General features: G+C 49.9%; 27 protein-coding genes. 2 read left to right on the top strand and 25 right to left on the bottom strand.

The annotated features are described in order from the left end of the window. The first annotated feature begins 160 nt into the window (after window positions 1–160). Complete coding sequence (locus BSEL_RS01370; RefSeq protein ID WP_013171227.1) at window positions 161–1612, top strand: DEAD/DEAH box helicase; 1452 nt, start codon at window positions 161–163, stop codon at window positions 1610–1612. 56 nt (window positions 1613–1668) lie between these two features. On the opposite strand, the gene BSEL_RS01365 is transcribed toward BSEL_RS01370, so the two are convergent. The 21 genes from BSEL_RS01365 to BSEL_RS18265 all read right to left on the bottom strand — a co-directional run bounded on the left by BSEL_RS01365 (window position 1669) and on the right by BSEL_RS18265 (window position 20573). After that, complete coding sequence (locus BSEL_RS01365; RefSeq protein ID WP_013171226.1) at window positions 1669–2451, bottom strand: YibE/F family protein; 783 nt, start codon at window positions 2449–2451, stop codon at window positions 1669–1671. After that, on the bottom strand, window positions 2448–3581 hold the full coding sequence (locus tag BSEL_RS01360) for a YibE/F family protein (RefSeq protein WP_013171225.1): 1134 nt from the start codon (window positions 3579–3581) through the stop codon (window positions 2448–2450). Before BSEL_RS01360 ends, BSEL_RS01365 begins: the two co-directional genes overlap by 4 nt. Before the next feature lie 473 nt (window positions 3582–4054). Beyond that, the gene (locus BSEL_RS01350) at window positions 4055–4378 is read right to left on the bottom strand and encodes a hypothetical protein (RefSeq protein WP_013171224.1); all 324 of its coding nucleotides are present in this window, start codon (window positions 4376–4378) and stop codon (window positions 4055–4057) included. A gap of 55 nt (window positions 4379–4433) precedes the next feature. Then, entirely contained in the window at window positions 4434–4793 is a 360-nt protein-coding gene (locus BSEL_RS01345; protein WP_013171223.1) for a hypothetical protein, read from the bottom strand. Between the two features lie 91 nt (window positions 4794–4884). Further along, a complete protein-coding gene (locus tag BSEL_RS01340) occupies window positions 4885–5517 on the bottom strand; it encodes a helix-turn-helix domain-containing protein (RefSeq protein WP_013171222.1) in 633 nt (210 codons plus the stop codon). 268 nt (window positions 5518–5785) lie between these two features. Further along, window positions 5786–6244: a nucleoside deaminase gene (locus BSEL_RS01335; RefSeq protein ID WP_013171221.1), complete on the bottom strand. Its 459-nt coding sequence runs from the start codon at window positions 6242–6244 to the stop codon at window positions 5786–5788. Between the two features lie 11 nt (window positions 6245–6255). Further along, window positions 6256–7584, bottom strand: a complete 1329-nt coding sequence (locus BSEL_RS01330) for a hypothetical protein (RefSeq protein ID WP_013171220.1) — start codon at window positions 7582–7584, stop codon at window positions 6256–6258. Window positions 7585–7656: 72 nt separating this feature from the next. After that, window positions 7657–9087 carry a M20 family metallopeptidase gene (locus tag BSEL_RS01325; protein ID WP_013171219.1) on the bottom strand — a complete coding sequence of 477 codons (1431 nt, stop codon included), beginning with the start codon at window positions 9085–9087 and terminating at the stop codon, window positions 7657–7659. Beyond that, a complete protein-coding gene (locus BSEL_RS01320) occupies window positions 9084–10514 on the bottom strand; it encodes a sodium/glutamate symporter (RefSeq protein WP_013171218.1) in 1431 nt (476 codons plus the stop codon). Before BSEL_RS01320 ends, BSEL_RS01325 begins: the two co-directional genes overlap by 4 nt. 156 nt (window positions 10515–10670) lie before the next feature. Continuing rightward, entirely contained in the window at window positions 10671–11342 is a 672-nt protein-coding gene (locus tag BSEL_RS01315; protein WP_013171217.1) for an ABC transporter ATP-binding protein, read from the bottom strand. Further along, complete coding sequence (locus BSEL_RS01310; RefSeq protein ID WP_013171216.1) at window positions 11342–12370, bottom strand: FtsX-like permease family protein; 1029 nt, start codon at window positions 12368–12370, stop codon at window positions 11342–11344. Before BSEL_RS01310 ends, BSEL_RS01315 begins: the two co-directional genes overlap by 1 nt. Window positions 12371–12524: 154 nt before the next feature. Beyond that, window positions 12525–13400, bottom strand: a complete 876-nt coding sequence (locus BSEL_RS01305; RefSeq protein WP_013171215.1) for a hypothetical protein — start codon at window positions 13398–13400, stop codon at window positions 12525–12527. 231 nt (window positions 13401–13631) lie between these two features. After that, complete coding sequence (locus BSEL_RS01300) at window positions 13632–14048, bottom strand: DUF2500 domain-containing protein (protein ID WP_049773706.1); 417 nt, start codon at window positions 14046–14048, stop codon at window positions 13632–13634. Between the two features lie 241 nt (window positions 14049–14289). Further along, window positions 14290–15138 (bottom strand): ABC transporter six-transmembrane domain-containing protein, encoded by an 849-nt coding sequence (locus BSEL_RS01295; protein ID WP_013171213.1) that lies wholly within the window; start codon window positions 15136–15138, stop codon window positions 14290–14292. A gap of 181 nt (window positions 15139–15319) precedes the next feature. Continuing rightward, window positions 15320–16039 (bottom strand): Ltp family lipoprotein, encoded by a 720-nt coding sequence (locus BSEL_RS01290; RefSeq protein WP_013171212.1) that lies wholly within the window; start codon window positions 16037–16039, stop codon window positions 15320–15322. 433 nt (window positions 16040–16472) lie between these two features. Then, window positions 16473–17813 (bottom strand): RNA-guided endonuclease InsQ/TnpB family protein, encoded by a 1341-nt coding sequence (locus BSEL_RS01285; protein WP_013171211.1) that lies wholly within the window; start codon window positions 17811–17813, stop codon window positions 16473–16475. A gap of 193 nt (window positions 17814–18006) precedes the next feature. After that, on the bottom strand, window positions 18007–18240 hold the full coding sequence (locus BSEL_RS01280) for a hypothetical protein (protein WP_013171210.1): 234 nt from the start codon (window positions 18238–18240) through the stop codon (window positions 18007–18009). A 303-nt stretch (window positions 18241–18543) separates the two neighbouring features. Beyond that, a complete protein-coding gene (locus BSEL_RS01275; RefSeq protein WP_049773488.1) occupies window positions 18544–18909 on the bottom strand; it encodes a GIY-YIG nuclease family protein in 366 nt (121 codons plus the stop codon). 62 nt (window positions 18910–18971) lie between these two features. After that, window positions 18972–19457 carry a hypothetical protein gene (locus BSEL_RS01270; protein ID WP_013171209.1) on the bottom strand — a complete coding sequence of 162 codons (486 nt, stop codon included), beginning with the start codon at window positions 19455–19457 and terminating at the stop codon, window positions 18972–18974. 119 nt (window positions 19458–19576) lie between these two features. Next, on the bottom strand, window positions 19577–19741 hold the full coding sequence (locus tag BSEL_RS17705) for a hypothetical protein (protein ID WP_155522680.1): 165 nt from the start codon (window positions 19739–19741) through the stop codon (window positions 19577–19579). Between the two features lie 223 nt (window positions 19742–19964). Further along, window positions 19965–20573: a pilin gene (locus tag BSEL_RS18265; protein ID WP_013171208.1), complete on the bottom strand. Its 609-nt coding sequence runs from the start codon at window positions 20571–20573 to the stop codon at window positions 19965–19967. A 258-nt stretch (window positions 20574–20831) separates the two neighbouring features. Between BSEL_RS18265 and BSEL_RS01260 the strand changes: the two genes are divergently transcribed. Continuing rightward, window positions 20832–21158, top strand: a complete 327-nt coding sequence (locus tag BSEL_RS01260) for a hypothetical protein (RefSeq protein ID WP_013171207.1) — start codon at window positions 20832–20834, stop codon at window positions 21156–21158. A 218-nt stretch (window positions 21159–21376) separates the two neighbouring features. On the opposite strand, the gene BSEL_RS01255 is transcribed toward BSEL_RS01260, so the two are convergent. The 4 genes from BSEL_RS01255 to BSEL_RS01235 all read right to left on the bottom strand — a co-directional run bounded on the left by BSEL_RS01255 (window position 21377) and on the right by BSEL_RS01235 (window position 23786). Then, complete coding sequence (locus BSEL_RS01255) at window positions 21377–21625, bottom strand: hypothetical protein (protein ID WP_155522679.1); 249 nt, start codon at window positions 21623–21625, stop codon at window positions 21377–21379. A 611-nt stretch (window positions 21626–22236) separates the two neighbouring features. After that, complete coding sequence (locus tag BSEL_RS01245; protein WP_013171204.1) at window positions 22237–22551, bottom strand: hypothetical protein; 315 nt, start codon at window positions 22549–22551, stop codon at window positions 22237–22239. A 64-nt stretch (window positions 22552–22615) separates the two neighbouring features. Further along, window positions 22616–22960, bottom strand: a complete 345-nt coding sequence (locus BSEL_RS01240) for a hypothetical protein (RefSeq protein WP_041581642.1) — start codon at window positions 22958–22960, stop codon at window positions 22616–22618. A 154-nt stretch (window positions 22961–23114) separates the two neighbouring features. Then, complete coding sequence (locus BSEL_RS01235) at window positions 23115–23786, bottom strand: hypothetical protein (RefSeq protein WP_013171202.1); 672 nt, start codon at window positions 23784–23786, stop codon at window positions 23115–23117. Window positions 23787–23811: the final 25 nt, after the last annotated feature.

The raw sequence follows: 23811 nt of genomic DNA, 5'->3' as shown, positions 1-23811 counted from the left end.
CGTCATTCTCTTGGCAAAATAACGACACAAAACTTCCGGTACCGGTAAAGTCAGTTAATTTGAAGGTCGTTTCCCTGTTATACTGGACAGACGATACCCGATCGCGCAAAGAACCGCACACGATCCACAGCGGTTTAATCCAAATAAAGCAGGTGACCTTATGACACACGATTCCTTTCAGGCATTCGGCCTCTCCGATGAGATTGTCCGCGCCCTGAACGAACTGAACATGACCATGCCAACTGACGTCCAAAAGCAGGTGATCCCCCTTGCCATGGAGAACAAAGACGTCCTCGTCACATCCCAGACCGGCACGGGGAAGACCGCTTCCTACGCCATCCCGATCTGTGACACCGTCGACTGGGAAGAGAACCGCCCTCAGGCGCTCATCCTCTCTCCGACCCGTGAACTCGCCGTTCAGATCCAGGAAGACATCACAAACATCGGCCGGTTCAGACGCATTAAAGCCACAGCGCTCTATGGCCAGGAACCCGTCAACAAACAGAAGCTCGAACTGAAGCAGAAAACCCACGTCGTTGTCGGGACACCCGGACGCGTCCTTGACCACATCAAAAAAGGCACGCTGATGCTCAACCGCATCGAGCACCTCGTCATCGACGAAGCCGATCAGATGCTCGACATGGGCTTTATCGATCAGGTCGAAGCCATTCTCGCCAGTCTGCCAAAAGAACGCACCACCTCGCTCTTCTCCGCCACGATGCGAAACGAGATCAGAGCCTTGGCCGGGCGGCACATGAACGCACCGGATCAGATCGCCATCAAACAGGAGACCGTCGCCGCGGACACGATCGATCAGTCCGTCATCCATGTGACGAACAAAGAGAAACTCCAGCTGTTACAAGACGTCACCGTGGTGGAGAACCCGGACAGCTGCCTGATCTTTTGCAACACGCAGGAAAGCGTCGACCTGCTCGAGACGTCCTTAAACAAAGAAGGCTACCGTGCGAGGAAGATCCACGGCGGCCTTCCGCAAAAAGAACGCTTCTCCGTCATGGAAGCCTTCAAGCGCGGCTCGTTTCGCTACCTGATCGCGACAAACGTCGCCGCACGGGGGATCGATATCGACAGCGTCTCCCTCGTCATTAACTACGACGTTCCTTTCGAGAAGGAGAGCTATGTGCACCGCACCGGCCGTACCGGCCGCGCCGGCAAAGCCGGAAAGGCCATTACTTTCGTGAACAACCGCGAAAAAAGCGCAATCCGCGAACTCGAACGCTACACCGGCATCATCATCCCCCTCGCCAAGGCCCCGTCACCCGATGAGGTAAAGCGGGCCCGGAACACCTTTTACGAGAAGCTGAACACCGCGCCGGTGCGTAAGGAGAAGAAGAGCGCCAACCTGAACAAAGAGATCATGACCCTCTACGTCAACGGCGGCAAAAAGAAAAAACTCCGTGCCCCGGACTTTGTCGGGACCCTGACGAGCATCGACGGCATTGATGCCGACGATATCGGGATCATCACCATTCAGGAGACGAGTACGACCATCGATATCTTTAACGGCAAAGGCCCCCTGGCGTTAAAAGAACTGAAAGAACGGACCGTGAAAGGCAAGCGCCTGAAAGTCCGCGAGGCAAGAAACCGGTCGTGAATCTAAAAGGACCTGACCCCGAGCGTGTGCAGAGCACACAGGGGCAGGTCCTTTTTCTAATCTTCCATTCCTGTGCCGTCTTTGTTTCTCGCGCGGTCAAGAAACACGGCGGTGATCGCGCACGTAATCGGGATCACGACCGTCAGGCCAATCCCTGCACTGAGAATCGTGATGGTCTCCGCGCTGAAGACTTTCGCATTCACCATCTCACCAAACGTATAGTTCAAGTCCAAAAACCAGATTAAGAGGGCCATGTAGCTTCCGAGGAAGGCAAAGAGCAGCGTATTCACGCTCGTACCAAGGATGTCTCTCCCGATGCCCATCCCTGCCTCGAACAGTCTCTTTCTCGAAATCGACGGCTCCTGACGGATGATTTCATTCATCGGTGAGGAAATCGAGATCGCGATGTCAATGATGGCCCCGATCGTACTCATCAGAATGACTGCCGTTGCAACCTCAATGAAATCAATCCCGACATAAAAGGAGAAGACGTTCAACTCATGCATCTCTTCTTCAGGAAAGCCCTGGATCATCGCACGCCTCGTCACGAAGAGAATCAGCGGAATCATCAGAATAATCGTGACCCAGGTCGACAGAAACGCGGTCATCGTTTTATGGCTCACCCCGTTGACGAAAAACAGGTTGATCCAGCTGATAGCGGTGCACGCGAGTACCGTCAACACAAGCAGATCAAATGTGGAATGACTCATAAACAGCACCGTGACAACGAGGACCACAAAGTTCATAAACAGGGCGACAAACGACTTTGCCCCTTTCCTGCCGCCAACGGCCCGCATGAGAATAAACAACAGAATCGCAAGGACGAGGACCGTATTCATGCGCGCCACCTCTTCCTGTCAACGAACCGGGCCGTGACGAACAGCCCGATGGGAATGGTCAGGACAATGCCGATCCCGCCGGCAAGCGCCCTTGTCAGTTCAAGGGAGAGATTCACCGACAGCGTGTAACCTAAGAGGGCTTCATTACTGAAGTACAAAATGAGCACCGGAATCGATCCGCTCACATAGACAAACAGGAGGATATTCGTCATTGTCCCCATGATATCCTTGCCGATCTCAAGCCCGGAAGCGATGAGGGCTTTCCGCCCGATCGCCGGGTTCTTCTCATAAATCGCAAACATCGATGACGTCACCGTAATCGCCACATCCATCACCGCCCCGAGCGATCCGATAATGATCCCTGCAAGAAACACGGCCTGCGGCGCCCTCGTCACAAACGCCATCGACTCATAATGAAGCCCCGACCCTGACGTCAGCCATATCGTCAAAAACGTGATCAGCATCGCCGAGAGCGTGGCCAGGAGGGTCGCAATGATGGCCGCATATGTCTTCGGATGAAAGCCGTTGACAAACAACAGGGAAATCACCGTAAATCCGATGGCCAGTACACTCGCCATCGCCACGAAGCTGAACTGCGCATACGCAATCGACAGCTGCAGGAACACGACGAGCAAGGCGGCGTTCACCCCGAGGCTGATGACGGAAAAAAGCCCCTGCCTTCGTCCAACAACAAGGAGACTGAACAGAAACAGCCACGCTGCAAGCATTAACTCCTGGTCCCGTTTCACATTGGTCACCGAACCGCTCAGGCCGTCCTCATGCTCTGCATCAAGATTCACAAACAGTTCATCCCCCGCGCCAAACCGGTAATCCGAAGCGCCTGATTCCGCATACTGATTGGTTAAGCGGACAACCGAGCCCTCATGTTCCCCGTTCCTGATCACGGCGTCAAGCTCCTGATCGAAGAGCCGGTCTTCATTTCCGTACTGATCGACGGTCTCCGACTCGTCCACAAGCCTCACATCCGTCACTTCGGCAATCGTCCGATCATAGAGAACGTGATTATGATGAACAAACAGCATCGAACCGATGAAAGAAACCGTCAGGATCAGCACAACCGCAACGGATAAAGGCCTCGCTTTTCTGATTGTATGTGTAATGGATCCCAATACCTTCAGCCCCCTCCGGCTCTCCCACGTGCTTTTCTGCTTCCATTGTAACCAAAAAAGGCGCGATCAGGCACCTTTTCACCTGATTTCGCCATGATGATCTCTCCTCGACTGCAGACAAAGACCGGCATGGCTGTTTGGTCTGTATCCTGGTTGCGCTTCATTTGATCCGGGAAGCTATAATCGATTCTCCCTCCTTCTTCCTGAGTAAGGAACTCGAGAAGGCCGAGGATCTGGCATCACGAAGGCCTGCAAAACCAGTCTGCACTTGCATCACAACACGCACGGAGCCTGATAATGCAATTCACGATCACCGCCAGCGCAACAAACGCTTTGATCAATATGACCTGATCCGAATCATGACGGACCAGCCGCGGATGACGTAAAGACACGACCGGAAAATCAAACGGCATCCCGATCGTTGTCAGGGATGCCGTTTTGTTCTATGAAGTAATGGGGCCACATTCTCTGTGTCAGGACGTACAACAGTCAATGACTGCCACGCCGTCTTCAGTCAGTCCGTACTGCCGAATGGCTTTTCGGATCTTTTCTTCTTTCGTCAGATCCTTTTGGTCAATCAAAAGGCTGACGTAATTGCCGCTTACCGTGTACTCCACCGAACCGTCGGAATTCTTAAACTCCACGCCGCCATCGTCACTGTCAAAACAATAATAATCCGCCACATACACATACGTCTTCACCGGTGTGAAATGGATGAGGATATTCATGAGCGTCACTTCAGAAGAGACTGCTTCAGCTGCCGAATTTACGGCTTTCGAAAACAAATCAAAGCCCATAGGGATCACGCCTTTCAAATTTAAACGACTGCCTGAACATACAGGAAACAGATCGTCAGAGATTCATCTTTTTGAGTTCGTCAAGGAGCTCCGAATACGTGTCGTCATTCAACTCAAGCAGGCTCTTTTTGCCGTCCTGAAACTGAAGCGCAACTTGATGGATATGGACTGCCTCTCTTTCAAGACCAAACAAAGCGCCAACCGGTCCGAGTATCATGCCCCCGATGAGACTCTTTCCATTGAGGTTATACCCTTTGTACTCCTGTCTTGTTGCAAACCGCTTGTACTGTGCCACCGTCGTTATGTCAAGCACCAGATCATCATTTCGAGCGTCCTGCAAGATGAGCTTCCCGGATCGCCTGACCACTTTTGCATCCAGATAGTCCCCGTCAATTACCCTGTTGCTGAAAGCCATACTGCTCACTCCTTTTTTGCCTGATACACCTGCCACTCTCTGTACGTATCGGATACGTTCAGGTTCCATACGCTTCCTTTTTTCCATTTAGTCAGGATCCGGATGGCGCTCTGTCCCTTCGCCAAACCGGTATAAAGTAACGGATATTCATCATGATAAGCGCCGTCGCGCCCATCACCATGGTGACCAGCGTCGTCACGCCCTCACCAAACGGAGAGAACCCGTAAAAGAGAAACGCCCCCACAAAGAGGAGATCCCACCCGATCACCGATTTCGGACCGCCTTTCCGGTAGTAATAATCCCTCGTGCCAATGACTGTCAATCCCGCCCCGACGGCAAAATGACCGAGCCACCAGCTGTTAAAGAACCAGAGCGGCATTGACCCGTGGTCCCCCGGATCGGAGACCGCGCCCATATACCCGAGAAATCCGACGAGCATCAAAACCCGCCCAAACACCGCAGCGAGCTGCATGCGGATATCCTTCTTACTTCCGCTTTCCTCAGCGGGCTGAGCGGGCTGCGCTTCCTGATCCGGCTCCGCGAGATCCTGCACGTCACACCCAAGTACCTCCGCAAGCCGGATGAGATGCGCCGTCGAAGGGACCGATTGCCCGGTCTCCCATTTTGAAACGGCCTGCCTGCTTACCCCCATCTCTTCCGCCACAAAGGCCTGCGAGAGATTCAATTCTTTTCTTCTCTGACTGATCGTTGTTCCAAGTGCCATTGCCTCTGACTCCCTTTCCTGATTAGCTGACACTTATTATACCGATCTTGGCGGTTGCACGCGACCAACTATCGCGCAACTGGCGGTTGCAACGCCGGTTGCACGGGCTTTGGGCGCAGATAAAACGCTACTCTCCAAACGGTAGTAACCCGTATATGAGAGTCATGTAACGACGTTAACTATTCCCATCGGGATCAAAAAAACAGACCCGCCTGGCTCAAGTTGAACTTGAGCAGGCGGGTCATGTCTAGAATGATCATTCGTCGTTTCAGCCAAAACGGTAACCCTCAAACACCTGAAGACCCTCCTCAGGGCAAATTGGGCCTTCAACTTCGGGACGGTTTGGGCTTTTTTGGAACACGTCTCTGCAGGCAATCATTATATTACCTCCAGCTATTTCTGCCAACTGATCATGCGAGACGCTATACACAACCTTACCGAGATTCGCCCAGACCATCGCTCCTGAACACATGACACACGGCTCACAGCTCGTATAAAGCGTATACTCACTCAAATCAGAAACTTGATATGCCGAGCAATAAGCTCTGATCAGACCAAGTTCAGCATGGAACGTTGGGTCAGAACCACTGTGAATATGATTTGCCCCACGCATGACCACCTCGCCGTCTTTTACCAAAATTGCTCCAAACGGTTCATTTCCTTCTTCCCTGGCCCGTTTCGCCAGATCAATCGCTTGTTTCATAAAATAGGCTTCTGTTTTTTCCATGTTCTACCCCTCTATTTTCCTTTGTTTTTAAAAAATTCGCGGTTCAGTTCGTATCGCTTCTTAGGCCTTCCTTGAAGCCCGGAATCTGTATCGACAACAACAGAAACAAAACCTTTTTCAGCGGCTTCTTTTAATATCCGATTCGCACTCCGAACGGTCAAGTTAAGCGCCTCCGCAAATGCTTCACTCGATACTTGTCTTTCGCCAATCCGTTCGAATGCCACAATTACTTTATTTACCTTGTCTCTCGTCATCTCAAAGCGTTCCTGCAGCTCATTGACCTTCTCAGGGTGATAATACGCCGGTTGATTCACATCCATTCCATGCGAACCGGGCAGAAGCGGACCAATAATCTGTCCTTCATGCTCTTTGATGTAAGTGGCACTCGCTGGATGATTGCCCGCAAATGCACAGGCCTCAGACGAATTCGCCCTCGCCTGAATGATCGAAGAACCGATTCCCCAGCCAAGACTGACCTGTTCATCGATATAGCCGGATAAATGCCGGATCAGTGCACAGCCTTTGAAATGGTCTGTCACGTCCAACAGTGTTTTGTAATCGGTCGTAATCTCAAACACCTTTCCGTTTTTACGAATGACGAGTCGATTTTGCATCGTCATGGCATACTCAAGAAGCAAAGACTGAACATGGAGCGCTCTCATTTCCAGTTTTTCTTCATCTTGAAGCCCCAATTTCAGACAGCCAAGAACGATGCGATTTTCTTTCATCTTCATCAGACGGATCTCGGTCGTCAGGTCAATCAATGCTTCATGGACACGCTCCCTTGCAATATCGAAATACACATAGGGATACCCTTCCTGATCAAAGCGCGCAGCCAGATTGGCGAATCGGGTAAAGGACCAATCGATCAAGCCATTGTCGTGCAGGGCTTTATGTTTCATAAAGATTCGTTCATAAATATTATCATTGACGGTCACTTCCCGTTCATCAAGCAGTTCCGGCCGTATGTCAGCCGGCATGGCTTGCAAATAAGCGGCGATTTTCTCATTCTCAAGATGAAAATCGATCAGTACCTTTTTCAGATCCATTGAAGGGTGATCAATCACCATTTCAAACATTCGCTTGAAAAAATCAGCCTCTGTGATCGTCAAATAGGTGACCGGCTCAGTAAACGCCCCGACGCGATCCTCAATGACCCGATAGCCCAGGTACCCACTGAAGAAATGACCATCATAGCGGGTATGATGGTCTTTAAAATAACTTTCCAGTTCATCAAGGCTCTCATAGTAATAAAAATCAAAGGTGTATTGATGGTAGCCGGACAGCCACTCTTCAATTTTTCCTGAATTTCTTCTTGGAATGTAAACACCAATCACCATAAGCGCACCCTCTTTTTCCTCTTTGTTTTACTCATCATAACGCACTTTCGACAGAAAAGAAAAGAGTGCTGATTAACCCAGTCTTGATACAATATCCCCTACGTGGACTTCCTTCGGAATCGGACTTTCATATGCTTTACCATCCTTGAACGCCCGAAGTTCTTCTTGCGCATCCAGAAGCAGTTCCGGATCTTCGAGAGTTGCAATCGCTGTTCCGGCGAGAATTTTCGCCACATGAATCATGCCTTTATGTGCATAAGCAGACTTGCCCTGGGCGACCAGCTGCCAAGTATGCAGCGGGGTTCCCACTGCAAAACACGCTCCAACTGCCTGAACGGTTGGTGTAACCCAGCTGACGTCACCAACATCTGTAGAGCCCGGAAGAATCTTATCCGTTTTTGTATAGGGAATCGGGATCGTTGACAACGGTTCATTTAAAGCGAATGAAAAGGGAGCGAGTAAGCGCCTTTCTCCTTCGATTTCTTGCGGAGAAAGAGCTTCCTGAAAGACGGCAGCCTGTTTTTTCTCCTCTTCACTGAATGGCGGCGCACCAAACTGTTGAATCACGTCCCCCATCTTTTGTCCAAGTGCATGATTCGGAATGTAGTTTGAACACCCCTTGTCAATCAGGACTTCCACACTCGTACCGGTCATGAGGGCAGCCCCTTTTGCCACATCTCTGACACGGTCGAAGATCTCGTTTGCGTCATTAACAAGCGGCGCTCTGATCAGATGCACGACTTCCGCTTCCGCCTGAACGACGTTCGGTGAGTGACCACCAGTCGATGTGATGGCATAATGGATCCTTGCATCATCAACGATGTGTTCACGTAAATAATTAACTCCCACATTCATCAGCTCAACGGCATCAAGTGCACTCCGTCCCAAGTGCGGCGCAGCAGCAGCGTGTGCACTTTTCCCCTTAAAGCGAAACGTTGCCTGCACATTCGCAAGCGTGCTGAAACTCCACACACCCGTAATGGACGCCGGGTGCCAAGTGAATGCAGCATCCACATCATCAAAGAGGCCCTCTCTGACCATGAACGTCTTTCCGGAACCGCCTTCTTCAGCGGGACAGCCGTAGTAGCGGACTGTGCCCTGCTGGCCTGTTTCCTCCAGATATTCCTTCATTGCCACCGCAGCCGCAAGAGCCGATGTGCCGAGAAGATGATGGCCGCATCCGTGTCCATTTCCGTCTTGATCAACCGCTTCCTGCACGGCCACATCAGCCCGCTGACTTAAACCGGGCAGGGCATCAAATTCACCAAGGAACGCCAATACCGGACCACCGGTTCCCGTCTCACCGACAAAAGCCGTCTCCATTCCCGCCACCGAGCGATCTACCGTGAAGCCGGCCTTTTCCAGCTGTGCGATCAAATACTCAGAAGAACTTGTTTCCCGAAACCTTGTTTCCGGATTCGCCCAGATATGATCGCTGACTTCTGTCCAGCGTTCACCCTTCTCCTGAAAGTGATTGTTAATCCATGCTGTATATCCGTTCATATGCTCTGTACCTCCTGTTTATCTTTTTTTCCAACGATAATCAATCCAATAACAAACAACATCCCCAATGAGCCGTACAGGAGAATTGCACTGGTGTAGCCGTATGCAATAAGAAATCCGAAAGCCAATGGAAACAGTACAAACCCGATCAGACTGTTCAACGAGTAAGAGATCGAATAGTCACGCAGCACCGGGGACTTCAAATCCGGATCCACCATCTTCAGTAAGAGCAGGCCAGTGAGAAACACACCCGTATTCGTCCCGAGAATAGCCATGCTCTTCTCAAACCAGTATTCTTTGAAGTAACGTTTCGAAAGAAAATACGCGAGAAGCACCGTAATCGCCAACCCGCCAATCAATATAATCGAAAGCGGAAGAATCAAAGCAAAGACCGCTTGAATCGGCAAACTGATAATCGCTGCGACCACTGCATATTCGGTAAATGTCGACGCAATCTTCGTCTTTGTCTTGACATCGACAATCCAGTCCAACTTCATTTTGATCATGATTCCCCATACCCCGTACATCAAAAGAATCGCATACGCCCACTCAGGAATCATATTCAAAATCAACACATTGTTCACATCAAAAACATAGCGGATTCCAAATGCAAGACCGCTGACCATGAGGATTAATGCCAAGTGAAAGCCCATCGAATCGATCGAAGAGGAGTTGGTTGTTTCATGACCGGCACTTTCCTGGGATGCTTCATCCGCATTTAAACCTGTGCGAATCCCGCCTTGCATATCGCTGCCTGATTGAACAAACGTCGTAAACCCTTTTCGCACGGCTATATTAATAAACAAAATACCAATCAGAATACCACTGATAATTCCGACTGTTGCAACTGTAGTCGTCACACCCTGGGCTGTATTCCAGTAAGGCTGATCCATGGACTGAAGCAGACTGCCAATAACACCGGCCGTCCCATGACCTCCGGTAAACCCAGCAGATAATTCCGTTCCGAAAGTGGGATAAATGCCTTCCATTGAAAAGACATTCTTAAACACACTCGCTACTGATAAACTGTAAAACGTCTGCGCATACGCAATAATACCAAGGATCAAAAACATGATTACGATCGCTCTCGAACCATTTGAACCACTTCCGCCTTCTTCAGAACTCTTAGTCTGTTTCATCTTTAGCCCTAAGGGTACTGAAGCCACAACCGGGACAATCAATAGCCCCGGTAATAATGAGGCAATCATCAGCCAGTCGTCCGGAATCGGAAGCACAGCGTAATCCCGCAATACAATCGGACCTAAGATCAGCCCCAGCAGTCCCCCAACAACCGAAGCAGGCAAAAACAGATTCTGAATGATTTTCACCTTCGCCCGCAAATAGGCCCCGATAAGCAAAAATACGCTGATTAAGATGAACGTGAAAAAGATTGCCCGCATAACCCCTGAAACCACATCCAATTCCATACAACCACCCCTTTTGAGACAATGTCTTTTAATTGTCTTTAATTAGTGGAAGAATAGCACAGGATGATAGCGCTGTCAATCAATTTTCGACCGGGGCCTCTCTCAGACAATAAAAGACCCGCATGCCCCAAGTTTCCCCGGGGTATGCGGGTCTCGTTATATTATGCCGTCTTTCATCGTCACGATCCGGTCTGCATACGACAGCATTTCCTGATCGTGAGTCACCATCAACGTCGTAATCTGCCCGTCTTTCGTCAGATTTCGGATCAGCGTCATGACCTCATTTGATTTCACCGAATCAAGACTCGCCGTCGGTTCATCGGCGAAGAGCACTTTCGGCTGGTGAATGACTGCCCGGGCAATGGCGACCCGCTGCTTCTCCCCGCCGGAAAGTGACGCCGGATAGGCCTTTTTCCGGTGCGTCATGCCAACGGCCTTAAGCAGCTCCTCCACCCGGTCGTCCCGCTCAATCCGCTTCATCTTCGTACCTGACACCTTCAGCATGAGCGCAAGCTGATCTGCCACGTTCAGAAACGGCACCAGATGCGCCGATTGAAAGACGAAGCCGAAAGATGAGGCCCTCAGTGCGCGGAGCTCTTCCTGACTCATCGTTGAGACCCGCTCACCGTTGAAGTGGATCGTTCCTTCTGAAGCCGGCTGAAGCCCGGCCGCAATCGTCAGAAGCGTGCTCTTTCCGGAGCCGGACGCACCGGTGAGGGCCGTCACCTCCCCCTCTTTGAGTGTCAATGAAACACCTTTTAACAACGACTCCTGCACCTCGCCGTTCTGAATCTCTTTTGTGATGCCTTCCATCGTAAACATAGCCATTATGCCATCTCTCCTTGTTGAATCGCCTGAAGCGGTTGAATGTACCTGATCTGTATGCCTGATGCTGTTGCCCCGAGAAAACCGATGACAAGAAAGATCACCGACAGTTCAAGGATCTGATCCACCGCTAACAGAAACGGAAGCCCCTCCACGGCAAACTGAAACAGCTGGCTGAGTAACGCAGCCGCAGTAAGCGAAAGCAGTGTGATGATCAGCATCTGAAGCCACATCATGCCAAAGAGTGTCGACGTCTTCACGCCAATTGCCTTTAAGATCCCGTACAGACCGATCTTCTGCACGTTCATCATATAGAAGAAAATCGCAAACAACAGACCGCTGATGGCAACGAGAAACCAGACGATCATCGTCAATGACAGCTGTTCGGCACTGTAGCTCGGAATCGCATTCAGAAACTCATCTGCCGTGAACCGATCGAGACCGCTGATCGTTGGCGCATCGTCCCCGGGAATCAAGAGGAACTGCATCGCCTCTGACCGCGTGATCGTCTCGTAGTCCGCCCGCTTCACCCACGCCACAGCTGCGTGATTATACTTCGTCTCATCGAGAAATCCGGCCACTGTGAGCGTCAGATCGAGCTGATCGACCGTCAGGCTGTCCCCGGCCTGCACGTCTTCCTTCATCGATTCATCGAGAAGCACGTCGCCTTCTTCCAATGCCCCGAACCGCTCCTCATCCGACGAACTCGCAAAGACCACATTATGCCGCACGTCATCCTCATCCCGAAGTGCCCCGTTCTGCGTCGCCATCGTAAATGCCCCGTCATGATCAGCGAGGACCGACGCCTCGAGGTCCTCGCCGATTTCCGACATCGCCGCGTTCCCGTCCGCCTCCTCGGTCATATAGTACGTCCCGTCCGGCAGATCCTTGATCAGTGAGACGTTGTCGTACGCGAGCCCGTTTGCGAGCCCGGAGATGATAAACGTCAAAAAACTGATCAGAAAGATGATCGACCCGAGAATCGTGAATTTCATTTTACTCCGCTTGATTTCCTTGAATGCCAAACCCATAACCATTCCTCCATTTCGTTGATACACCGATCATACAGGGTGAACGTGAACAGAAGATGAACAGGGCCGGAGCCTACTAAAAAAAGCACGCACCCGTTATGGATGCGCACCCTCAGCCGGTCCGTTCCGGCATGATCAATACTATGTCTTCCTGTTACTCCGCCTCTTCGCGGTAAAACTCATACACCCGCTCCCAGGACGCACGCTCCCCAGGTTCAATCCTCAGATCGATAAACACTTCCGGACAGGCGACATGCGCCCGGCCCCAGAGTGCCATCTTTGACGGTGTGAACGGTGAGAGGTCCCGAACGCCTGCCTTCAGTCCCCTGTGATAGAGATCCCAGTGGTACGTCCGATCCCTGACGCCGGTACCCAAGGTGAGCCCTGCATACACATCGTCCGTCGGCGTGACGGGCCAGGTGACCGTCTCACCTTGCTGCGAGAGTTCGCCAACAACTACGTCGAGGGACTCAAGCCCCGGAATGGTCAATTCATAGCTGCCGTTATAAAGCGTATCGTTCATCCCGATAAAGTTATGGGAATATTCATTGGTTTGGAGCGGTTTTTGCCCGGTATTAAGAAGCGTATAGGCCTGAATGAGACGGGTCCCTTCAAGCCGCACCGTTTTCGTCAGGTGATAGGCATAGCCACCGGGGCTCTCCTGACTCACTTCAAAGATAACCGCATCGTCTTCTTTAATCACCTTCATCGACGCAGGCACCACCTCATACGGATGGAAGATATCATAGGCCGTATCCGCTTCTTTTTTCAACAGACCCGTGCCGATCTTCGGAAACCGTTGCCCCGGTGCGGTTTCTTCATAGCCCACCGGCTGATCGAGTCCGAATTCATTACAGAAACCGTGTCCACCGGTTCCTTCGCCTTCTTCCAATCGTTCCGGTACGCAGTACTGAACAGTCCCGTCCAGGGTCACCTGACTGATCAGGCCGGTCCAGTCAAAGCGGGCTCCGCTGTAAAAGGTACCCGGTGGCTGCACCTCTATCTTTAATCGTTCATTCTCCAAGTGCATGAAACGGTTCTCCTCCCCTGTACAATCGATTAACGAAACCGGTTTCGCATTGAACAGCACGTCTCCGCGGAATCGTTTACATAGCCTCAGTATAGCACGCTCTGCCCCCTGATCCTATGCGTATCAGAAGGCTCTGCGCATTTTTGTGCACCTTATACAACAGAGGCGGCTGAAGTTGCAGGCAATATGACGCCCGAAAACAGAAACAGGCCGCCGAAGCAGCCTGTTCCGTCACGTCGTGCCCGCACGCTGGAACCCGTGATAGCGGGTGCCCTGATGTGTCAGCTGACCGGAGTCCCCTTCTGTGAGCATGCCGTATTCATTGCCGCTCACCTTGAACTCCGTCCGCTCGCCTGTCTCCATCTCAAAGGTGACAAAATAACGCGTTCTCGTCCTGGATAATCCAATGCCCTGATTGCCGGCTCCTCTCGACTGCCTGGTCTGGTGCTCCCGCTTCGAGACGACCTTCGCAATCGTCGTCTCCACAGGCTGCCGGTTGTTCGACAGCCACTCCGCAAGCCAACGGACGGCACGGAAGACCAGGACACCGATGACAATCAGGAACACGAGCTGAATGAACCACGGCATGGCACTGAACTGATTAAACGTGGCACCGGGAATGAACACAGCCGGTGAGAGACTCAACATTTTCAAATCGAACCCTCCTGTAAATCCGGTATGATGATCCTTACCGTGTATGACGAAAAAAGGGCGGACCGGGTTTCACCGCGAGCAGAATCGTTTGATCCAGCGGTCACTCATGAGCCTTCCAGAGGCCTGCCTGAAGATCACTCCGTCCAGGGAGTGTTCCACATATAATTCCCGTTCCCTGCGGCTCGGCCGGAAAAACATCGGGGACTGAACCGGATCATCCTTCAAAGCGCCCCCTTCACACTTTCTCATTCAACCGTGACGACACATCGAGAAAATGCGCCCCTTCTTCGATTAAGATCGGTCCTTCTTCAAGGGAATCCGTCAACGTCATCAAATACGTCACCATCGCAAAAATCGTGCCCGCATCAAACGCGCCGGTGCCGGCGATGATCATCAGGATCGCTGCGAGCGCCCCGAGAGAGACCACGTCTGCCACGGCCCATGTGCCGGCTTCCGTATCACTGAACCGCACATTGAGTTTCGTCAGGGATTTGAAGTGTTTCCTCACACTCGCCGGCTTTCTCGCCTTGATGATATTGACCTGGCCTTCTCTTCTTGTATTGATTTTCTCACTGAGGTCCATCGCCCGGATGCCGAACCGCCACTGAATCAGCGCATTGATTCCGATCAGACCTAAAGCAACCAGGCCTGCGTACAGATCATACACAAACAGCATCACTGCCGAGACGACGATGCCGACAACACCGTTGATGAGCCCGGGCACCACATCGGTGAACGACTCACTCACTTCGTTCACCATCTCTACCCGGGCTGTCACCTGGCTGTCATCCTGCTTCGTTCCCTCCGGCTTTATGATCAGTTGATCTGCGAGCTCCCGATACATCCGGGCCACGACCCGTGCCGACGTCATTTCATACACGGCACTGAACACCGTCTGGGAGAGCCAAATGGCAATCAGGGGAACGAGACTCACGACACCCTGCCCGTCCAACAGCCCGTTGATGGCCAGGCCGATGGCGAACGGATACATCAGTTCTAGGACCGATTCACCGAATGAGAGGGTATATGTGCCGGCCAGGCGTTTCATGTAAGGGCGGAATAAGGATTCATTGGTTTCGCTCATGACAGAAGCCTCCTGCTTTCTTCGGGATCAGTTGCTCCTTTCATCTTACACCACCTCCCCGGCAAACCACCAATCAGATCATCTGTCCTAACCAAGAGACAGCATAGCGAAAACCGCTAAACACCCGGTTAAAGGGTCCTTAGCGGTTTGACAGTCTCTTTTCACTCCCTTCCGGGCACCGTCAGTTACTCAAGTTTTGAAGGGCATAGTCGGCCTCTTCCTGCGTATAGCCTTCCCCATACTCACTCGTCAGCTGGTCATGGATCGCACTCGGGGACATGTCCATGAGGTCCTGATAGCTTTCCGCCGAACGAAGGGCATTCTCTTTGTAATCGATGTCGACGTTGTCAATGGCGTACTGGGCCTGTTCGTCGGTGAAGCCTTCCCCGTATTCGCTCGTCAGCTGATCGAAGAGGCCTTTCTTTGAGAACGGGGAATAGCTGTTGTAGCTCTCTGCGGATTTCAGCGCCTGTTCGTTCCAGTCCACGTCGATGTTGGCCATCGCATAGTCCGCCGCTTCCGCTGAGAACTGTTCACCGTATTCACTTGTCAGCTGATTGTAGAGACCGCTCTCCGACATTGCCGAGAAGGCCAGGTAGTCATTGGCCTTGTTCAGTGCAGAGAGATACTCCCTCGGAACGTCCGGATCCGCTTCTTCCTCTTCGGTTCCGTCATCCTCCGCTGGCGCTTCCTCTTCCTGCGCCGTTTCATTTTCAGATGGTTCCTCCCCGACCGTTTCCTCCGCAGCATTCTCCTCTTCGTTGACCGCATCATTCACATCACCGTCCGTCGCCTCTGATGCCTCATTGACGCAGCCTGTCATGATGAGCGCCATCATGAATGCCACGATCAAACCTGCAAGCCCCTTCTGTTTGAACCCGAATCCACAGTCCTTCATCATCGTTCCCCATCTCCTTTTCGATTGTTTTCGTATCTTTCAACCCTTATGCCGTCAGCCGATAATCCCTTTTGATCGCAAAATATCCCTCGATGTGTCATCCGCGGGCTGAAAGCCGTCACGGATCAGATCCTGAATGTAAAGCTTATTATAGGTCAATGGACCCCCACTGAGGTAAATCGTTTCAGTGGGGGCTTGAGTTAGTCATGCAGGTCTTTTCTTGCATAGGTTGACGCTCTGCACGGTTCTTCTCAAATCACTGTTTTTGGTTGGTAATGGCGACGAACTATCGTTTTCCCACTTGCACCACCCTTCCGAAGAAGAGCAGTTCTTCCTTACGGAAGAAACCACCACTCAGCATATAACTGGCGTGTGCTACAAGCCCCAACAAAAGTTGAGTACACATGGATGATTGACGCACCCACTAGGCTATGCGCTAAGCAACAGCTTTACGTTTTTGAACGTCCATTATCATAGGCGTTTTTATTTGTGTTTTTTCATCCCATTCGACTACTTGAGATTTCCGAAGGATATTTAATGCTGCATTAATGTCGGCGTGGATACATTGTCCGTTTTCAGAGCGATAGAATCCCCGATATAGGCGTTTCCCGCTAAAGGAATATCTTGTGTCGTCGCCTTTTATCCAAACCGGAATATCGTCATTATCCAGAAAACTGGATTTAGACGTGTAACTCTCTTCTTGCTTAACGAAACGGATGCCTTCCTTGAGACACTTATTCTCGATAGCCGAAATCAATCTGCGGAAAGGAATTTGTACGAACTCTTGATTGTTTTTCTTCCCTAGATGCGATTCTTGCTTCCAACCGGCATTATAACCGATTACCACAGTATCGATATTCAGTTGTTTTATCTGTTTGAACAACAAACCTACGGTTTGTGAAAGGTAGCCATCAATTTGGAGATTTCGCTTACACCACAGAGAAGCCATTTGATTCGTCACGATACGTTTCGACAAGCCGTTTTCGATGTTTTTTTGTTTTAATCGACTTATCTCTTTATTAAAGTACTGGTTGATGGATTTTAACCTCTTTCCGTTAACCAAAAAGGTGTCTCCTTGATTTGTTGCACAACTGAGAAGATAATCTACACCTAAATCGCAACTCAAAGCTTTTGTTGTCGTTTTTTGTTTCTTCATTTGAGACACTGGAACTTCATATACATAATGAGCCTCAAAGAACCGACCGTTTTGCTTTGGTACGATTTCAATGTAAGAAATCTTTTTATCCATCAAATTCTTCGGCATTCGCAACTTCAAGGGGCCAAAACGTTTCCTGAAATCAGCGTTCATTGGAATGTTCCAATATCCATCCTTATCCACTTTGGGGACTTGATAGATTTCGATGACGCGTTTAGCCGTGGAACAAGAATAATTTGGAAATTTCGGACGACCTGTGAAGCCTTCAGGGTTTTCTTTCCACTTCTTTAACGCTTCGAAGAAGCTCTTTACTTCGCTGAGCAAGGTTCTTCGAACCGCTTGTACGGAGTTGGATTGAATGCCCCAATAGTTCATATCGGCCTTCATTGCGCTGTCTATTTCTTTTGTTGTTGCCATTTTGTTTTCGTTTAAATACTTTTGTTTAATCGTATATAAGCCTACATTTCGCAAAGCCTTGGAACTATGAGACATGCGTTGCAGAAGTCGAAACTCTCTAGCGCTAAGGGTGCTGCGACCAATGTTCTGTTTTTGGGTGAAGCGTTGGACATTGGCTGTTTTCTTTTTCTTGCGTAACACTTTAACCGGTTTTTTCCTAGCCATTTGTGTCACCTCCTTTGCCGACTTTGAATTGATTTTATTTTTTTATTTTTATACCACTTATTATATTATTTAACAAAAATAGAAGCTAGATATATTTTCGAACGCTCGTTCTTCCATTCAAAACAACTATCAGTCGTAAGACTGATGGCAATTCATCTCTACCTGAATCGCTGGGCTTCGCCCGTATCGCGAATCAGATGGAGTCTTCTTGCCTAGTGATGATAAACGCCAGCACCACCGATGGCAGCCACGCAAGAACCCCCCCACTGGCCAAACCGACGAGAATGGCACTGACGAAGATGACCGCCGCCCATTTGATATCGCACCGGAACAGCGGCGGGAAAAAGGCAAAGAAAAAGACCGTCCAGCTGAACCCGACTTTTGACTGCTTGATGACCCCGTTCGTGCTCTTCAATGATACGTGCATACAAACCGCCTCCTGAATGTGTAATGAACCCTGACATGACAGTCGCTTAAATAGCGATGACTGATTCCTCCACCTCTCCTCTCCCAATCGATCTCTGACTTCCTGTCTTCATGATAAGAAGATGAAGGACAGATTCTGTCAGCGAACACCAGTTCACGGCAATTATTTTTCAGGCGAACAAAACAAGAAGGGACGGACATGGAAAACCTGACGGTGGAAGAATGTCAACCTGACCGTCAAAAAAACCAGCGAGAAGAAGGTTCGCCCCTCTCCATCGCTGGTTTTCACACGTCTTTGAAACCCTTAATGATTATAGCCAAACCGCTGATCTTTCGTCAGAAGCACCTTCATCCAGTGATGCTCTCTTCGGATAATCACCGCATCATCGGTCGTCGCCTTATGGATGTCGAGGATCGCATAGCGAAAATGAGACTGGATGTATGCAAAATCCAGCGGCTTTAACCCTTTGTTGCCACTGTGTCCGGTTCTGATATAGCTGCGCCACCTGCCAAGAAGCATGTCTTCTCCGTAGGCTGATCCGACATAACGCTTACCGGTACGGTCATCGGTAATCAGATAGACACCTTTTTGGTTTTGCAGGGCTGTTTGCCAATCGTTCTGATCAATCGCTCTTTCGAGCTCGCGCCACGACACATCATAGACAAACACCCGATCCACCAGAATGTGGATCGGGTGCTCTTCTTCATCAAATCACTGGTTTTGTCCAACATTCAAAAATCATGAAACGTTGATAGGATCTCCGACTGATCCGGGTGCTCCTCATGGCTCATTAATGCGATGTTCCCGTTGACTTCACCGGGGATCGGGAAACCGTCCATGTCAAACTGTCCTTCTGACCTTAATTCTTCAAGCTCCTCTGATCCCTCATCATATAGATATAATTCAATTTCTTCCCCATTGACATCCACGCCAAAACCATCGACCGCACCGACCATCTCATAGGCCTTGAACGCTTGCTCACCAACATCAAAACCGTCTCCCTCGAAATGATCCAGGATGGCCTGGAGCTCATCGTCCACTGCTTCCGGCACCTCTTCCTCCTCATCTGTCTCGTCGTTGTTGGCATTTGCATGGTTCTGATTGTCGTTTACCACCGCTTCATTCGTCGCATCTTCTTCAACAGTACCAGTGCCGTCATTCGAGCATGCCGCAAATACGAACAGGATCGCTGCGGCTGTCGCGAGCATTTTCTTCATGGCTGATGCCTCCTCTTTATTTTGGTTCATCTGCAATGGTAACGGCGGATAGGACAGATACTGTCAGCGAACGTCAGTTCAAAGAAAAACCCTCTCCGAAAATTTCCGGAAGGGCGTCACTAAATCTTAAATTCAGTCGTCATGAGCTTTTGTTTGCTTCCTTCTTCTCTGATCCACAACCCTGCCAGAACAACAATCAGGACGCCTGTAATGCGGACGATCCCACTGTCCCGCGATTGCAGAAGCAACGATGAGGAAACCCGGGCGCTTCTCCATAACAGCATGCCGAATATCCGATTTTCCAAGGCAGCCGCAAAGGCTGAGATGACGCTTCATCGGTTTCTGCATATAGTGCGAAATCCATCAGCCGTTCCTTCATTTTGATCATTTGACATCATCATAAAAAGAAAATGAGGCGCTGTTCGTATCAGACCTGAGACCGGGTTTCACATACGAAAAATCACATAATCAGCTTCCTCTGGACGTTCTTGCCCTTGTATGCATCCCTTAACGCATCTCTGAGCCCGACTTAACGTTATCACGACCTTCTCTTCTCAACTTGTCGATCGAGACAGCCCGGTGGTGCCGAAAAGTTGCCGTTCTGTATCGGACCGTTTCAGACGGAACATGAATAAATACATCCAGAGCACTACTTGGTTCCGGAAGTCGGAACACTTTTTCTGTATTTCCGTCACCGTATGTCAACTGGATGTATGACTGATTCCCCGCACGCAGTAAAACCGTATACTGATATGGCTCTCTCGTATGCGGATTGATTGGATGACTGTCGAGATACCCGTCTTCAACAAGGTTCACTCTCCGGATTCCATTCTCTCCGCCTCCCAAGAACTCATTAAGTTTCGATGAAGTACCCGTGTAAAAAACATAAGCTGTAGTATCTGTGTCACCTGCGTTTATTTGCCGGTCAATTACAGCAAGTCTAGAAGCCTCATAAATCGCCTCTGCAGTTGCCAAGTGAGCATCTTTTCGACTGTTCTCAATTACGTTGTTCACCGCCGGCACCGCAATCGCCGCCAAAATCCCCACTATCACAATGACCGCCAACAGTTCAATGAGGGTCAATCCTCGTTGGTCATTCCGGCTCAAACCCATCATAAAGCAGCGCCTCCCCCTTTTATGATCTATGCTGTTTTCAGTTGCCTTTAACACTTTATAAAATATATCTCACCTCCATTATAACCTGTCATAACGGGCTTTTCTGAGAATAATTCATGAATATTCGAAGCTCTTTCAGTTTGCACCAATGACATGTATGCAGATCGATACAACTATGGAAACACCCAGCAGATCTATATCGTACTTGTATCGCTATCGCTGCATGAGAATCATCATTATTTCAGAAAGGAGTTCATAATGATCATCAACTTTAAGCGTCTCCTTTTCGGCGCATCAACCGAACCCTTGACCATTAAACAAAACAGATATCCCGCAGGAAAGATGTCACTTGAATATCATCTCCCGCAAGACCGGCCTGCGACGAGCCCCGTTTACGATGTGCATATTGAGCTGACTGATCACACCGATACATACACCATCATTCAGGATTCTGTACCGGTTCGTGACGGTCACCGCTGGCTGGTCACCGAAAACGGAACGATCGCGAGTACCAAGAGGTTGACAGAAAAGCACCGGATTTCATTCAGAAGCCGCTCCCTTTCCGTACCATTGAAGCTACCCTGACAGGGCATGGCATCACCTCCGTCAACGATGGTCGCATCGTCGAGTCGAAAGGGACAGGCTTTCTGATCCAGACCCGTAACGTAACAGAGACAGATGAACTCGACGGCCGTCTCGCGTCTCCTTTCCTTGCCGGGCTCATTTATACGTTTTGGTCCTCGCATGTCAGGCGTTAGGACATCTTGCCGGCAAAAAAACGCCCCTCTCGCGGGACGTTTTAATCATTGATCTGCACTCAGTTGTCGACGGAAACGATTAAAGTCGATTTTTGTCCGTATTTTCAGGAAGACAACATAGGGAGTCATGAGCGAAAGAAAAATCGCTGTTATCAAAAAGAAATGATCGAGCAGAACGATGGGTATAACCGCAAGAACAATGGTTGCAAACATGTCAGGATCGCTCACCCTCACTGACATCAGAAGACCACCATAACCGTGGTAAACAAACGCGGAACTGTAGGCCAGCATCATAAAGAAACACGTCACCCGCAGACTGACTCTGTGTCGGAACATCCTACCACCCTCATTATCAGGAAATTTGTTATCACTGTACCATAATGACATATCTCTGTACACGAATCATGCGAAGATCGCACAGCTCGTATTGCTCATGAGACCCCCGGTATGGAGACGTACCCGAACCCTCATACAGAAAAGAACAGATTACCTTGAATAAAGTGCAGGCATTCTTCACTGATCTAATCAGCATGCTCTCCTTCTCCCCATTCATCACGAATATCACGGAAGAAGATATCCGGCGAAATTTGAAGCTCCTTAAGCAGCACACCTGGTTCTTACATTACCTTGAGGATGACTCATACAGACAGCTGATCATCTCGGACAGGGATGTACGCCAGACAATCGGCAGCCTGAACCCGAAACGCATCTCATCTTCCCCTAACAGGAAGGTCGTCAGGATAATCGAGAGGAAGCATTCGGGAAGTGACTGAAGCGTGGTTGACGAGTTCCCTGACTATTCATCAGCCATCATAAAAATCACCTTATTATTCACAGCTACTTCTCCTCTTTCACACCGGTCCAGATTTCTTCCCTGCTTTTTGAAGCATTGTTGATCCGACTCTTCAAACTCTGTTGACTCTCCTCATTCGCTTCTGCATCAGCTGTCTCTTTGCTACCTGATTATTTGATGTCTGCTTCTCTGTAAGAACCGCCATTTTGAACAAATGATTGGCAATCACAACAAAGATGAGAGCAAGGACGAAAAAGGCAATCATATAATTGGCGTTGATAATATAATTATAGGCATCCCCGCCGACATACGCATTCACAGGTGTGGCAGCATAGCCTTCCGAGTTATCATAGTGCCAATATTTATAGAACCCGAAACCTGCAGAAACCACCGAAAAAAAATAAAAAAGATAGGCGCCTTCTTTCATAAAATCTCCTCCAGTCGATTGATCTGATCATCAAACGTAAAACATACCGTAAGAAAGCACTCCATCAATCCCAAAGCATCATACCGACTTCAGTTAGTGTTATTTCTTTACAGCTCGGACAAGGGAGCGCTGATAACACCTCTTCTTCAATCGGTAAAAGACGCCTGCTTCTGCATTTCGTACAGCGAAACCTGGTCTCATACGTTTGATCGTCGTCATATTGAATGTACAGATAGGGCTTATCCATGATCTCGCCGCAGCTCTGACAACTATAACAGCGGAATTCAAAGGTGTAGTCATGCACCTTGTGCTTCACAATCTTCCTGATCTTCTTCCTGACTGCCGGCACACAGCTTTCAAGACAGTTCTCAAATGAGTAGTGACTCATGCCAATCCCTGACATGACCATGCGATGGTACCCGCACACCCTACAATGTAAAGACATTCCGCTTCCCATAACCATCATCTCCAATCATTTCCCGGATTGTTTCAAGTCCCGCGTTCGGGACGCTTATGCAGGGCAGGTTTGATCACACATCGCCATCACGGCACTCTCTTCCATATCAGAACTCCACAGTCAGATCCACATCTTCGCCAATGCTGTCGTAGTTATCATCCTGCGGTGCACTCCAGCGGATCCGGATGTGTTCGACTTCTTCTGCACTTGTGCTTTCAAGTACGAAAAAGAGTGTCCCCTGTGAACTCGTATTTCCCATCATCTCGCCGCCGATGGAATCAGACAGCCAAAAGTCCGCCTGCAGCTGTTCGCCGGTGGACGTGGCGATTTCAGCCTGATCGGCATAAAAGGCAATATCCTCATCGGATGTATTCGCTACACTCAGATCGAGCTGAATCATCTCGAGACGATCCGTTTCCATGAACTCCGCCATTTCGCCTGACAAGTCCCCGGACTGAACATTCAGCTGATCGATTTCCACCACGACCGGCCCTGTTTCAACAGGGTCCACCGGTTCAGCACGCGCATGCAACGTAAATACGCCACCTTCGTTTTCAATCGTCTCTCCTACCTGTGTTTCCCACTCATCATTGGAATCACTGTTGCCGTTTTCCGACGAATCATTCGTTTCCGCCTCTTCATTCGTACCTGCCGTATTCTCCTGCGTCTCCTGATTGCCTCCATTGTCATTGGCTTCCTGATTGTCTTCACCGTCATTCCCGCAAGCAGCCAACATTATTAAGGTTGCCGCAGACAGACTTACCATCCATTTCTTCATCGTTCATCCCCCGTTTCACTGTAAT

Origin of the sequence: [Bacillus] selenitireducens MLS10 (assembly GCF_000093085.1) — a bacterium.
GTDB classification, from domain to species: domain Bacteria; phylum Bacillota; class Bacilli; order Bacillales; family Salisediminibacteriaceae; genus Salisediminibacterium; species Salisediminibacterium selenitireducens.
The sequence above is the reverse complement of the archived record's forward strand: the minus strand, read 5'-3'. Positions and strand labels throughout refer to the sequence as shown.